Genomic DNA, 13,642 nt, shown 5'->3' with positions numbered 1-13,642 from the left:
AAAATACGACTTCCTACCTTTCTCGATAGCCTGAAAAAAAAGACAACTATGAAGTTGTCTTTTTTTGCGAGAAGCAGGTTTTATTAACGGAAATCGCCGTCTGCTACGTTGTAGAGATAGCTCCAGTTGTCCGCTTTATGCAAATCGTGGAATGTGAGCTTATCGCCTGTGCCAAGCGTCACTTCTTCTCCCATAATTGCGACAACCATTGCCGTTCCTGTGTTGTCCAGGTTCAAGTAAACGTCACCGATCGATGGACGGATCGAGCTTCTGTCGCGCAGGTCTTCCGCCAGTTGGGCGTCTTGCTGAAGCTGCTCTTCCGATACTTTCCCTTTGTCGTAATAAGCGATATCGTTGCTGCCTTGCTCTTGTCCTGGAACCATCACTAAGAATTCTCTTGATTTGACCGTATTCTGTCGGCTCGTGATGACATTCTTGCCTTCAACTGTTTCGATTTTCTCAAACTCGTTCAAGGAATAATGGTCCATATAATCTGGGTCCGGCTTAGCGATCAGAATGTAGCCGCCTTCTTCAGCGGATACGTCTTCACGCAAGGTGTAACGCTCTCCGAAAAACATGAACGAATCCATATGTTTCGGTTTGTAAAGCGACACTTCATCAGCGCGGCTTGCCACTTGTTCCATGTCCTTGACACGGAACATCAAAACCGATTTTTTAGCGAGTGGCTTGACGGAATAAACTTTGTGCAATTCGTTTTTGTAGTAAACAAATTGGCCTTTTCGAACTTGAAGTAATTTCATTCTTTCCCCTCCGATACTATCAGTGCTATGGACCATTTTAGAGCAAACCATGCAGGAAGTCCATGCAACCGAACGATTTATCTGCTATTGTGAAAACATCCCAAGATTCTGTAAAAGGAGTGACTCGCATGGAATACGAAAGCCGTGAAGATTTCATCATCAAAAAATATCAGCAAGACGAAGAAACAATGGTCCGCGTGTTTGTGCAATGGTGCGTCAACCATAAAATCGATCCACTTGCACTTTATACAGCGGCCTATCCGACACAGGCTGAAAACCAGTTGCTGAAAACCGCAATGGAAGAAACCGAAGCCTTCGAATACGATATTGAGGGCGACGTCCTGCTCGAAGTACTGCAATCATTCGGCAACGACGATTTGGCCTTTGAAGTCGCAAGCGCCATGGAAAAATTGCCGCGCGAGGAGTAGCTCTTAGCGGCGTCCTTTGCGCGCCAGTTCTTTGGCCCTGTTTTCAATATGGGTCGTGCGCAAGTTTTCAATACGGTTCGAAGAGACGCGGCTATAGATGCCATCGAATTTCGACGCTGTTTTTAATTCCTTGCTGTCCACGTCCGCCACGTCTTCCGGTTCTGAAGGCGTCCGCTCTTCCACTTCCTGAGTTTCCTTATCCATCGCGAGTTCACTCCCTTCCGCAAACAAAACCCTTTTTTCAACCGTTCCCTTGAATGAGGGGAGGTAAACGTCTAGCCCATAAGACCGACAAAAAGAACGGCCGGATATTTGGCCGTTCTTTTATACTGTTCTTCTTTTATTTTGTGACAGTGGTAATGGCTTGCCGTTGCCGTTCCAGATACTTTGCCAGTTCCAGCATGCCATAAGTGCCGCTTTGGGCTTCTGCATCGGCATTGTAGTTCGTGTTGGTGTTGACGTCGTAAGTAAACAGCTCGCCGCTAGCATTTTGGATAAATTCAATACCCGCCACTTCGATGCCGTTGTCCTTAAGAAAGCGTTCGTATTTGGCGATGATCGGATCATCGAAGCCTTCGACGACCTGAAATTTTGGCCGCGTCTCTGTTGCCCCGTCTGCCGGGCATGAAATGTCTTCAAGACGGCACGCATCCGCTGGGCATAATTCGAAGCCTTCCGATGTATCCACACGGACTGCGTAGACGAACTTTCCGCCGACAAATTCACAGCGCGTGATAAATGGTTCAGGGGCTTGGATGTATTGTTGCAATAAGGTAATGCCATCCACCGATTCATCGAACTCATCACCACTCACATATTCCTCCAGTGCTTCTAGCGAATGAAACAAGCGGACGCCTAGTCCCTTGCCGGCACGGTTATGCTTTGTGATGAACGACTCGCCATCGAAAGCGGATGCTGCTGCAAGGAGCTGCTCTTTTCCATTGACAGCTATCGTTTTCGGCGTCTGGATGCCAGCTGCATCAAGCGCCATGTACTGGTTCACTTTGCTGACTTCGAGCCGTAATGCGCGGCTGCCATTGACGACACGCCGACCGTGGCGTTCGAGCCAGGCGATGGTCGCTTCAGCCATTTCGGGCGCAAAACGGTGCCCTCTCGTATGAGAAGATGCGCTCATGCGGTTATAAAACACTCCATGCGGCGGTTCTTTCGTCAAATCGACCGATCCGGTGTTGGTAAACCAGTCTTCATACGGCACCTCGAGCTCTTCTAAGCGCCGCAATAAATGCACCGTCCATTCTTCATTTTCATGAATCACATACACTTTCTCCGTCATTCGGGTTCCTCCTCAGAAATAGAGCTTTGAATACATTGAGCATACCGCATACACCCTAATCCCTACAAGTCTTATAGGCTTTAAAGATCTATAGCCATAAAAAAACGCCGGATTGCTCCGGCGCCCAGTTTACGAAGTGAAAGTTGACGGCATCAGCACGGCCACTACTTCGCCGTTTGCGACTTTTACTTCTCCTGCAAATACTTCTACATTCACTTTAAATTTTTTGGGATGGATTTCTTCAACTTTCCCTACCGCTTTCAAGGTTTTTCCTTGAGGCGTCGGCTTCAAGTAATCGACGTGCAAAGACCCTGTTACAAAGCGCGGCGGCTCTTCCCCGCTGCCAGGCTCATGGCCATTTTTTCGGTGAAGAGCGAGCGACGCCGAACCCGTTCCGTGGCAATCTACCAGCGATGCCAGTAAGCCGCCGTAGACAAAACCCGGTATGGCCGTATGTTCTTTTCGCGGTTCATAAAAAGTGATAGTTTCTTCTCCGTCCCATCCCGTCCGGAGATGCAGCCCATGTTCATTCAAACGACCACATCCGTAGCACCAGGCGAACTCTTTTCCGTATTCATCTTGAATTGCATGTACAACTGTTTGACTCAATCTCTCCCACTCCCTTTGCAAAAGTCTTCCTCTGCTCTATTCCACATCGGTTTGAGAGATGCCTGCCAATTGAATGCCAGAAAAAGTGCAGACATAGAAAAAGCATGACCCGATAAACTCGGATCATGCTCTTCCTTACCTTATCCTCCGATTCGTCCCTGGAGGATTTTCGCACGCGGAAAATTCTATTCAATTCGATTCTTCTACAAACGTACATGTTGGCGATGTGAAACAAAACTCCCGCCTATGCAGTTTAATGGCGCTGGCCGTCTTTGGATTTTTCACATATACTTCTCAGTGATCAATAGACTTTGCAGCCAGGCGTTCAGTTGCACTTACACAAAAAACCTACCTGTTACTGTTAAAACGAAATTTCTTTAGGCTGAACCATTTTCATCTGGTTCCCGACAAGAGCTATATCGCCAGTAAAGCAAATTTTCCGCCAAGGCTGTGCATATTCTCATCAAAAGGCGATTCCGGTAAAAACCGCTCGTGTCTTCTGATGGTCATTCCGCCTTGTACTAAGTGGATACCCCGTCATTTCAGGATTAAACCTATTTTTCGTAATTTTCTAATTAATTTTAAAACTTTTTTTACTTTTCTAGGTTTGGACCGTATACTTAGAATTAGTTCGACATCCGGAATACAAAGGGAGAGAAAATCATTGGTTAAAAGTTTACCGACACGTTCAGAAGTATCAATAGAAGAAACATGGAATTTAGAGAGTCTTATGGCAAGTCCTGAAGCATTCGACACTGCCTTAGAGGAACTTGATCAAGAAACGGCCGCCTATGCGGAGAAATTCCAAGGCCGTATCACTGACGCCGAGTCAGCCCTCCAAGCCCTTGAAGCGTATCTTGAAATTGCTGAGAAATTGGTAGCACCGGGCACTTACGCCAGCCTCTCCTACAGCACCGACCAAACCGATACGGCAGCCCAGATGCGCGCCGGGAAATTCAGCGCATTTTCAGCTAAAATTAGCAGCCGACTCGCTTTTGTAGCAAGTGAGTTATTGGAATTGCCCGAACCCGTCTTAAAACAAGCGATGTCGCAATCGCAAGAGTTCGAAGGCTATTTGAAGAAATTGCTGCGGAAAAAACCGCATCAATTGCACCCAGCTGCAGAGAAAGCATTGGCTTCCTACTCTTCTGTCTTTCAGTCCCCTTATGGATTGTACAATACAACGAAAATGGTCGATATGGACTTTCCTGATTTCGAAGCTGGCGGCAAATCCCATCCCCTTAGCTACGTCTCGTTCGAAGGCGATTGGGAAGCGGAAACCGATACCGAACTGCGGCGCGCTGCGTTCAAAGCGTTTTCCGACAAACTCCGCGACTATCAACACACGACTGCTAAAACATATGACATGCAATTGCAGACGGAAAAAACAACAGCCGATCTGCGCGGTTATAGCGATATCTTCGAGTACCTGTTATCTAATCAAGAAGTCGACCGGACGCTGTACGACCGCCAAATCGATTTGATTCAAACGGAACTCGCGCCGCATATGCGCAAATACGCGCGTTTGCTGCAAAAAACGCACGGCTTGGATAAAATGACCTTTGCCGATTTGAAGATTTCTTTGGACCCGGAATATGATCCAGAAATTACTGTCGAGGAATCTAAACAATACATCAACGAAGCACTCGGCATCATGGGAACGGATTATTTGGATATGGTGGAGCGCTCGTACAATGAACGCTGGATCGATTTTGCCCAAAACAAAGGCAAATCGACAGGCGCATTTTGCGCAAGCCCTTACGGCGACCATCCATATATCCTTATTTCCTGGACCGGCCGCATGAACGAAGTGTTTGTGCTAGCGCATGAACTGGGCCACGCGGGGCATTTCTATCACGCCAACCGTGAACAGAACCTCTTCAATGCGCGCCCGTCTCTCTACTTTATCGAAGCGCCCTCAACAATGAATGAAATGCTGGTAGCCAATCATTTGCTGAAGAATTCCGAAGACCCGAAATTCAAACGCTGGGTCATTTCATCGATCGTCGCCAGAACTTATTACCATAACTTTGTCACTCATTTGCTCGAAGCAGCTTATCAGCGCGAAGTGTATAAAAAAGTTGATTCGGGAGAAAACGTCAATGCCGGCGTGCTCAATGCGCTGAAACGCGGCGTGCTCGAAGAATTCTGGGGCGACGATGTAGAAGTTACAGAAGGCGCGGAATTGACGTGGATGCGCCAGCCGCATTATTATATGGGGCTTTACCCGTATACTTATAGCGCTGGGCTGACGATCTCCACGCAAGTATCAAAGCGGATCTTGTCAGAAGGCCAGCCTGCCGTCGACGAATGGATCGACGTCTTGAACGCAGGCGGCACAAAAACCCCTGTGGAATTATCCAAAATGGCAGGCGTCGACATCACGACCGAACAGCCACTGCGCGATACCATCGCTTATATCGGTGAACTGATCGACGAAATGGAACGTTTGACCGAAGAAATCGAACAACAAAAAGTATAAAAAATAGGCGGCATAAAGGAAACTCCTTTATGCCGCCTGTTTTTATTTTACACGTACGACGCGCATCATTAATTGTTCGAGAATAATAGCGATAATGGTCCCTGAAATCAAGCCATTCGATAAAATGGCAGCAACAGCGGATGGCAAGCCAGCCATACTTTCTGTCGGGATGAACATTAAGCCCACACCTGTCATAAGGCCAAATGCGGCCACTTTATAAGATCGCTTGCGGTTAGGCTCTTCTTCCAATTCGTTAAACGCCATCTCGACCATTTTAGAGAAAATCGCAAAAATGACAGCATACGCGACCGGTGCTGGTAAAGAAGCGAGCACGGCCATTAATTGTGGAAACAAACTGATGCCGGCCACAATAACCCCACCGAAGATGAACGGGCGGATGCCTGGTGTTCTGGTCGCACTAACAAATCCAGCAGCACCAGAAATCGGCACAGGGCCAACAGAAGAAAACAGCCCCGCGAGCAAATGGTTCAATCCTGAAGCGACCGATGCCTGTTTCATGCGGTCTTCTGCGTGGATGGAAAAGGCGTTTTTCAGCAAGCTTTCCATGACGCGCACCGAAGCCATCATATTGGCGATGAGCAAGACAGTCAGGAATAAGGTCGTGACAAGCATTCCCCCGTCAAAGACGAGCGGGCCAAAGACCAACATATCCGGGAACGTCAACAATGCCCCCTCAGCCTTTGGAATACTTGGCGCTTTGCCGATTGCCCAAAACAATAGCCAACCAAAAGCGATGGACAAGAGCACGGAATAACGGCTGATGAACGCGGAGCGATGGAACATGAAGTAGAACGTGATCAAAATGACGGCAACTGCTGCCAGCAGTACCTTGACGTCCATTAACTCCCCTTCCGACGAAATGCCGAACAAGCCTTTCATGATCGATTCACTGATTTGCAATACCAGCAACAGCAAATAGATAAAGGTGACGGTTGGAGTGAAAAACTGTTTTAGCTTGTCCACTATGCCTGTCACAGCAAAAACAATAAATAAAATACCGCTGTAGAACAAGCCGCTTTGCAACACTTGCAAGGATTCCTCAGCAGTTGAATACAACACGCCGACAAGTCCGGCATAGACGATAAACACGCCCCACCATAATCCGGCGGGCCCTTCATTGATGGGTAAGCGGTGACCGACAAAGGCCTGGATTAGGCAGGCGATGCCGAGGACGAAGATGGTGCGCTGCAAGAATAGCGCAGTATCGGCTGTGTCCATGCCGAAAATGTTTGCGATGGCGATGGGGGCTGCAATGGAGGATGCGATCAGGAAAATCGCCCATTGAAAGCCGCCCGCTAAATTTTTTGTCATGAGGCAACTCTTTTCATTTAAAGTATTGTTCCAGTATACACGTCCTACAAAATAGAAAAAGGCCCTGAAACGTCAGGGCTTTTTCGTTGGCGAGCCATTTGTATTTTGTGGCTCCTCCGATGCATCCGGATTTGCTTGTTGTTTTGTCGGTGCTGATTCATCGGAATCTTTCTGCATCTCGCCGCGGTCATAAATCACCGGGTATCCTTGCTCATTCAACTTCTTGACTTGCTTGCGCGACGCTTTCGTCAACAAACGGACGATCAGGATCGACAAGATAAAAATGATGACGACCGAGATGATTCCCGGAATATATTCTGATTTATCTTCAGGAAAATAGAGAAAATCCATAAATGACTACCACCTTTAAACTTCAAGTTTCCATTGTATTATACACGAAGTGAAGCGGTTATTGACGCTTGTAAGGTGAACATTTCATGGCAATCGGACAGCGTGCGAGACCGCATCTTTCAGGATTTCGTATGAACGCACTCGCTTGTCTTGGTCATAAATATAGGAGACAGCCATCAATTCATCGATCGGCAGCGAACCGGCAAAGCGGCCGATTTGTTCGCCCAATTGCTCAGCATTCCCTTTGAAGGTATAGCGTCCCATCGATCTGACCATCGCTTCTTCCGCATAACTCCAGCGGCCATCCATCGTCTCGACAGGCGGCATCAATGGATTTTTCGTACCGCGGACAACGTTCAAGTAAAACTGGTCACTCGATGTCGAAAGCCGCTCCGCTTCTTCTGCACTGTCGGCGCCGACCACATTGACGCAAGCAATAACATACGGCTCGGCCAATGATTCAGAAGGCTCGAAGCGACTGCGGTAGATGGCCACTGCCGACTCCAGCTGTTGCGGTGCGAAATGCGCCGCAAATGCATAAGGCAAGCCGAGTTTTGCCGCGAGCACCGCGCTCGAAGTACTCGAGCCAAGGATGAATAGCGGAACTTCCGTGTCGACGCCCGGATAAGCTTTCACAGATTCCTGCGCTTCAAGCGGACCTAAATAACGCTGCAGCTCTTCGACATCTTCAGGAAATTGAAACGCAGTTTCTTGTGTCGTCCGGCGAAGCGCCCGGGCTGTTTGCATATCGGTGCCCGGCGCGCGGCCAAGTCCTAAGTTGACGCGTCCTGGATGCATCGTTTCGAGTGTGCCAAATTGTTCAGCGACGACGAGCGGCGTATGGTTTGGCAGCATGATGCCACCGGAACCGACTTCGATCGTTTGTGTCGCTTCAAGCACTTTGGAAATGAGAATTGACGTCGCAGAACTTGCGAGCGTTGGTGTATTGTGATGCTCGGACAACCAGAACCGTTTATAGCCGAACTGCTCGGCATGGCGTGCGAGATTTTTCATATCTTCGAATGCTTGCCCCATCGGATAGCCTTGGCGTACTGGTACAAGGTCCAAGATGGAAACCGCAAGCTCTTGTGTTTGTTGTGTCATCTGTCAACTTCCTTTCATCCAATCGGATGATATAAGGATAGGAGGAAATTCCTTCAAACTCAAACTATCTGCCTTAGCTATAATTGATAGCTTTTGCCGATTTCAGCGAATGAGACATTGCCGCTATAGGTTTTTTTCGCTTCCTCGAGAATTTCGGATAACTCCCCGTACTGCGGCAAATGAGTCAACAAGAGCCGTTTGGCTGAAGATTGTGCTGCGAGTTTTCCAGCTTGGCTGCCACTCATATGCCCTTGGATGATGCCGAGGTATTTTTCGTACAGGTTCGACTCTGCAACAAGCAGATCCGCTGATTCAGCGAATGGCACGAGTTCGTCTTTCCACGCCGTATCCGCCGTAAAGACTGCTGATTGTTCTCCGTTTGTAAAACGCATTGCCAGGCAGTAAACCGGATGATCCGTTTCGCAGAATGTCACTTGAAACGGACCCAACGCTAAGCTGTCATCTACATGAATAGCCCGCCCTTCCGTCACGCCTTTATACGACAACTGAGCGAAGCCTTGCTCGTCTCGGTCATGCGCATAGATCGGCAAGGGCACCTCCCATTCTTTCAATTGCATCCCGACCATCGCAGCATGCTGCAGAACGCCGATGTCCGCCACGTGGTCCGGATGGTAATGGCTGATGATGACGGCATCGATATCTTTCAACTCTGTGTAATTCTGAACCGCCGCGACCACCCCACTGCCGCAGTCAAGAAGGCAACGATAGCCGTCTTGTTCGATCAGATAAGCGCAAGTGGCTTCATTTTTATTTGGGTAGCCGCCCCAAATCCCGATTGGTGTAATCTTCATGCTCTTCACCCTTCCAGTTTTTCTCCAGTATATCATCTCAACCCATGTCACAAAGTTTAAGAGTTTTTTCATGTGGTATATAGGAAGCAAGAAGAAAATATTGGAGGGATTCGTTTTGGTAATTAAATTATCAGTTGAAAACGCAGTACAGGCAAAAGCAGAAATCGAAAAACTTGAGTCGCAAGGGTTCACACATGACGATATCTACATTTTCGCCCATGACCCAAAACGGACAAAAGACATTACGAAAGCACTCGACACAGAAGCAGTCGGCATGAAAGAACAAGGCTTCCTCGACAGCATGAAAAACATGACGTCTTCACGAGGCGATGAATTGCGCGCGAAACTTCATGCAGCTGGCCTCACTAAGGAAGAAGCGGATGAGTACGAAGAAGTGCTCGATACCGGGAAATTAGTCATCGTCGCCAATAAAGACCATTGATCATCAACCCCTTGCAGCTACCCACTGCGAGGGGTTTTTTCGTGTCGACTTTTAGCTAGCAAACTCTGCCTAATACTATGCAACGAATACTATTTAGGTATATAAACCTTCTATGAATACTAGTAAAATACTCTTGTTTTTTGAATGCGGTTTGTGAAAACGCTTTAATTTTGCTATATTTGAAAAAGGTTAATTTTCAAATAAGTAAATTTGCACGCTTAACGAGGGGGAGCAAGATGTTTAAAAGTATTAAAATGGGGAGCGCCTTTATCGGGATCATCGTCGGTGCCGGTTTCGCTTCCGGCCAGGAGATTCTCCAATATTTCACTAGCTTTGGCATCATGGGCACTGTCGCAGCCTTTATCGCCACCGTCCTGTTTGCCTATCTCGGCATGAGCTTAACGCGTCTCGGCAGCCGCATGCGGACTACTTCCCATAAAGAAGCGATTTTCGGCATTAGCGGCCGGTTGATTGGCACCATTGTCGATTGGATCATCATCTTGACTTTATTCGGTGTTGGGGTCGTCATGATCGCCGGTGCCGGTTCGATTTTTTCCCAGCAATTCGGATGGTCAGCGACTCTTGGCAGCACCGTTATGGCAGTTTTGATCATCTTGACGATCATGCTGAACGTTCAAAAAGTCATCAACATCATTGGTAGCATCACGCCATTCTTAATTCTTTCGGTAATCGCACTAGCTGCCTATAGTTTGATCACTATGGACAGTTCGTTTTCAGCGCTTGAATCCATCGCTAAGGAGCAAGAGTCTGCGGTCGCCAATTGGTGGCTGTCGGCTATCAACTACGTATCCTTCAACATCGCGGTCGGCGCGTCGATGGCGATCGTTATGGGCGGTACGGAAAAAGATGAAAAAATTGCCGCACGCGGTGGATTGATCGGCGGGCTGGGGCTTGGGGTCTTGATTATTTTGAGCCATTTGGCTATTTTCTCCAAAGTCGATGTGGTCGGCACCGCCGAAATGCCGATGTTGCAAATTGCAGACGACTTATCGCCTGTACTCGGCGTTTTCATGTCCGTCATTTTATTCGGCATGATCTACAACACTGGCGTCAGCATGCTGTTTTCGTTTTCCGCACGTTTTGTCGAAATGGGAACCGCGAAATTCCGCCTGTTCGTTATCATTGTCGGAGTCGTTGCTTACATCCTGAGCTTTGTCGGCTTCACGGAACTCGTCAGCTGGTTCTACCCGGTTGTTGGCTATCTCGGATTGTTCCTAGTCGGCGCCTTGATTTACAATAATCTCCGGAAATCCAAAAAAGAAGTGGTCCGTACTGAAAACATCCCACACCAAAGCACATAAATGTGCTTTGGTGTTTTTTCGTGGTAACGTTGCGGTATTGTTAAAATAGGCGCATCAGGATGCTCGCAAACTTGCTACAAACGGAACGGAGGAATAGACGATGAGTGAAATTATTCAATTGAACGGACGCCCAATCAAAACAGAGCGGCTTGAACTGCAATCTTTAGAAGATGGCCGCAGACAGATCTCCTGCGACTTCAAAGTGACAAGCGACGCTTATCACGACATTGCCGTCTTGCTTTATGAGATGAATTTCCGTGTGAACATACCGGCGAACGGCCAGGAATTCGACGCTGCTATCTCCAATTACTTCACCGACACAACCAATCTTTATGAAGGCAATAAAGTCGCAGATTATCACCTGGAGCTGACTGAAGTCGTTTCAACTTAAAAACAACCACAGAAAAAGCGTAGGGAGAACGAACTCCCTACGCTTTTCATTTACGTTTAAACCGGCTTCCTGTGCTTTTACTGCGCAATCGTGCCATCAGCTGTTCGGCTTTATCGGTGCGTTCAGCTGTCTGCGTAAGATCTGCTTCGATGTCTACAACTTGTCCCGCTTCGATACTCAGCGTAAACCACATGCCCTGCCTGCTACCTTCCGGCAAATAGCGAAGCGGCACACGAAATTCGCGTCCGGCTTGTTCTGCGATAATGACGGCCACACCGCCATCTTCAAAACGATCCAATACCCCTCTCATCTGCTCACTCCCCTATACAAGCTAATCCTTGTTCTTTCAATCCAGCGAGCTTTCCTGCCCCGATGCCATTAACACGCGTGAGCTCATCCAGCGTGTCAAAAGGCCGCTCGTCGACGATTACTTTGGCCAGTGCTTCTCCGATACCACGCAGTTCCGAGAGTTCTGCAGTGGACGCCCCGTTGATGTCTACACACCGATTGCCGCCTTCTTTAGCGACGCCTTCGCGTTCCGTTTCCACATTGTATTCCTGGCCATCTGTCTCAACGATGATGGTGCCATTGACGTCTGTACCATAGACGTCCGCGCCTTCATTTTCCACAGTTGCCAGTACTTCTGCATATGGATGGCCATAAGGATTATCAAGTCCGGCACTGTAAATGGCCACATCAGGTGCCACAGCCTGCAAAAATTCACGGCTTGTCGATGTATTCGAGCCGTGATGGCCCATTAACAAGACATCCGCTTCAAGCGGCAAGCCGCTCGCGACCATTTCCTGTTCTGCCTGGATATCCGCATCCCCTGTGAAAATGAACGCGGTTTCTCCGTAACGGATATGAAACGATAGTGAATCACCGTTTGTGTCGCCGCTCAGTTGTTCTGGATGAAGCACGGTGATTTTCAACGAACCGATCTCGTATTCATCGCCACGACGCGGCTCTTCATATGGAATTCCCGCTTCTTCTACTGCTTCTAGTGTTCGGATAAACGTATTGGAAGAACTCAGGTTCCCTGACATCCACACTTCTCCGACTTCGTAATTCTCGATGACTCGCGACAATTGGCCGATATGGTCAGCGTCTGGGTGGGTTCCAACAGCGATATCGATCGTTTCCACTTCCAGCTTATCCAAATACGCCAGCGTGTCACTCGCATTCCAATCTCCGGCATCCATCAGCATGGAATAGCCGTCCCATTCCAAATATGCAGCAGAACCTTGTCCGACATCGATGTAATGGACAGCAAGGCCACTCATCGCATCGATATCGGCGCCCTGTTCCGGCTGCACTGGATCTTGTGGTTTCGGGTTGGCCGGTTCACCGAGCGGCACGCACCCCGTTAGCCCCATCAACAAAACGGCGAGTCCCAGTATCTTTTTCATGTTTTCCACCTCTTACCCGAATTTTACCACAGCCTTGAAAAAACGCGGAAATTCCACACAAAAAAGCACGGGAGTTCCCCGTGCTTTTAAGTCGACATATAGTCGCCGCCGTTCATATGCAAAAATTGCCCGGTCATATAGGAATTCTGAGGATCGGCTAAAAACACATAAGCCTTCACAAGTTCATATGGCTGCCCCGGTCGCCCTGCCGGTACATCTTCTCCAAAATCACTTTCGACGTCCGGGTTTAAATCCCCGAAAGTTTTCGTGATGAGCGGCGTCCAGATCGGGCCTGGCGCAATGCCATTGACCGCAATTTCTTCCCGGACGAGACGTCTGGCCAAAGAACGGGTCATCGCCACCATCGCCCCGTTAGCTCCGGAATAATCGATCAAATCGGAATGGCCCCGGTAAGCATTGATGGAAGCGGTATTGATGATACGTGATCCCTTTTTCAAATGCGGCAAAGCCGCACGTACTAAATAAAACATGGCGAAGGCTTTGATCTCGAAAGTTTTCAGCATTTGTTCATCACTGATATCGAGCGGCGAAGTCTGCGGGTATTGAAACCCCGCATTGTTGACGACAATATCCACCGCACCAAACTCCTCAAGCGCATACTTCACGAGCGCATCGCAATTCTTGGACTGGCCAAGGTCGCCAGCAAGAGCCCGTGCCTCGCCCCCGTAAGATTGGATGATGCTCAAGGTTTTTTCTGCGCCTTCCTCGTCATCGAGATAACCAATGACGACACGTGCTCCTTCTTTTGCATAAGCGATGGCGACTGCTTGGCCAATCCCGCTGCTTGCACCGGTGACGATCGCCACTTTGCCTTCTAGAGCACCGCTCGCTTTATAATCAACCAAATCAGTATTGTCAAAACTTGCTTGTCCCATGGCTATGCC

16 protein-coding genes are annotated in these 13,642 nt (G+C 48.5%); 5 read left to right on the top strand and 11 right to left on the bottom strand.

Annotated elements, in window-relative coordinates:
- Positions 1 to 83: 83 nt before the first annotated feature.
- Positions 84 to 761 (bottom strand): hypothetical protein, encoded by a 678-nt coding sequence (locus BBI11_RS01815; RefSeq protein WP_068460070.1) that lies wholly within the window; start codon positions 759 to 761, stop codon positions 84 to 86.
- 128 nt (positions 762 to 889) lie between these two features.
- On the opposite strand from BBI11_RS01815, the gene BBI11_RS01810 reads away from it, so the two are divergent.
- Positions 890 to 1,189: a hypothetical protein gene (locus BBI11_RS01810; protein WP_068465531.1), complete on the top strand. Its 300-nt coding sequence runs from the start codon at positions 890 to 892 to the stop codon at positions 1,187 to 1,189.
- Between the two features lie 3 nt (positions 1,190 to 1,192).
- Here the strand turns inward: BBI11_RS01810 and BBI11_RS01805 are convergent, their stop codons facing one another.
- The 3 genes from BBI11_RS01805 to BBI11_RS01795 form a co-directional block, all read right to left on the bottom strand.
- Positions 1,193 to 1,393: a hypothetical protein gene (locus BBI11_RS01805; RefSeq protein ID WP_068460067.1), complete on the bottom strand. Its 201-nt coding sequence runs from the start codon at positions 1,391 to 1,393 to the stop codon at positions 1,193 to 1,195.
- Positions 1,394 to 1,529: 136 nt separating this feature from the next.
- Positions 1,530 to 2,483 carry an ATP-grasp domain-containing protein gene (locus BBI11_RS01800; protein ID WP_068460066.1) on the bottom strand — a complete coding sequence of 318 codons (954 nt, stop codon included), beginning with the start codon at positions 2,481 to 2,483 and terminating at the stop codon, positions 1,530 to 1,532.
- A gap of 129 nt (positions 2,484 to 2,612) precedes the next feature.
- Entirely contained in the window at positions 2,613 to 3,092 is a 480-nt protein-coding gene (locus BBI11_RS01795; protein WP_068460065.1) for a PaaI family thioesterase, read from the bottom strand.
- A gap of 664 nt (positions 3,093 to 3,756) precedes the next feature.
- Between BBI11_RS01795 and pepF the strand changes: the two genes are divergently transcribed.
- Complete coding sequence (gene pepF, locus BBI11_RS01790; RefSeq protein ID WP_068460063.1) at positions 3,757 to 5,574, top strand: oligoendopeptidase F; 1,818 nt, start codon at positions 3,757 to 3,759, stop codon at positions 5,572 to 5,574.
- 42 nt (positions 5,575 to 5,616) lie between these two features.
- Here the strand turns inward: pepF and BBI11_RS01785 are convergent, their stop codons facing one another.
- The 4 genes from BBI11_RS01785 to BBI11_RS01770 all read right to left on the bottom strand — a co-directional run bounded on the left by BBI11_RS01785 (position 5,617) and on the right by BBI11_RS01770 (position 9,173).
- A complete protein-coding gene (locus tag BBI11_RS01785) occupies positions 5,617 to 6,906 on the bottom strand; it encodes a purine/pyrimidine permease (RefSeq protein WP_068460060.1) in 1,290 nt (429 codons plus the stop codon).
- 72 nt (positions 6,907 to 6,978) lie between these two features.
- Positions 6,979 to 7,257, bottom strand: a complete 279-nt coding sequence (locus tag BBI11_RS01780; protein ID WP_068460058.1) for a hypothetical protein — start codon at positions 7,255 to 7,257, stop codon at positions 6,979 to 6,981.
- 84 nt (positions 7,258 to 7,341) lie between these two features.
- Positions 7,342 to 8,361 (bottom strand): LLM class flavin-dependent oxidoreductase, encoded by a 1,020-nt coding sequence (locus BBI11_RS01775; RefSeq protein WP_068460056.1) that lies wholly within the window; start codon positions 8,359 to 8,361, stop codon positions 7,342 to 7,344.
- Between the two features lie 77 nt (positions 8,362 to 8,438).
- The gene (locus tag BBI11_RS01770) at positions 8,439 to 9,173 is read right to left on the bottom strand and encodes an MBL fold metallo-hydrolase (RefSeq protein ID WP_068460054.1); all 735 of its coding nucleotides are present in this window, start codon (positions 9,171 to 9,173) and stop codon (positions 8,439 to 8,441) included.
- 115 nt (positions 9,174 to 9,288) lie between these two features.
- Here BBI11_RS01770 and BBI11_RS01765 point away from each other — a divergent pair, with 115 nt between their 5' ends.
- The 3 genes from BBI11_RS01765 (at position 9,289) to BBI11_RS01755 (ending at position 11,328) form a co-directional block, all read left to right on the top strand.
- Complete coding sequence (locus BBI11_RS01765) at positions 9,289 to 9,615, top strand: YflT domain-containing protein (protein WP_068460052.1); 327 nt, start codon at positions 9,289 to 9,291, stop codon at positions 9,613 to 9,615.
- Positions 9,616 to 9,851: 236 nt separating this feature from the next.
- On the top strand, positions 9,852 to 10,937 hold the full coding sequence (locus BBI11_RS01760) for a YkvI family membrane protein (RefSeq protein WP_068460050.1): 1,086 nt from the start codon (positions 9,852 to 9,854) through the stop codon (positions 10,935 to 10,937).
- Between the two features lie 100 nt (positions 10,938 to 11,037).
- Complete coding sequence (locus BBI11_RS01755; protein ID WP_068460048.1) at positions 11,038 to 11,328, top strand: DUF3219 family protein; 291 nt, start codon at positions 11,038 to 11,040, stop codon at positions 11,326 to 11,328.
- A gap of 46 nt (positions 11,329 to 11,374) precedes the next feature.
- Here the strand turns inward: BBI11_RS01755 and BBI11_RS01750 are convergent, their stop codons facing one another.
- The 3 genes from BBI11_RS01750 to BBI11_RS01740 form a co-directional block, all read right to left on the bottom strand.
- A complete protein-coding gene (locus tag BBI11_RS01750; protein ID WP_068460045.1) occupies positions 11,375 to 11,638 on the bottom strand; it encodes a DUF3006 domain-containing protein in 264 nt (87 codons plus the stop codon).
- A 4-nt stretch (positions 11,639 to 11,642) separates the two neighbouring features.
- The gene (locus BBI11_RS01745; RefSeq protein WP_068460043.1) at positions 11,643 to 12,737 is read right to left on the bottom strand and encodes an MBL fold metallo-hydrolase; all 1,095 of its coding nucleotides are present in this window, start codon (positions 12,735 to 12,737) and stop codon (positions 11,643 to 11,645) included.
- An 86-nt stretch (positions 12,738 to 12,823) separates the two neighbouring features.
- Positions 12,824 to 13,633, bottom strand: coding sequence for an SDR family oxidoreductase (locus BBI11_RS01740; RefSeq protein ID WP_068460041.1), 810 nt, complete (start codon positions 13,631 to 13,633; stop codon positions 12,824 to 12,826).
- Positions 13,634 to 13,642 lie beyond the last annotated feature (9 nt).

Source organism: Planococcus maritimus, assembly GCF_001687625.2.
Taxonomy (GTDB): domain Bacteria; phylum Bacillota; class Bacilli; order Bacillales_A; family Planococcaceae; genus Planococcus; species Planococcus maritimus.
The sequence above is the reverse complement of the archived record's forward strand: the minus strand, read 5'-3'. Positions and strand labels throughout refer to the sequence as shown.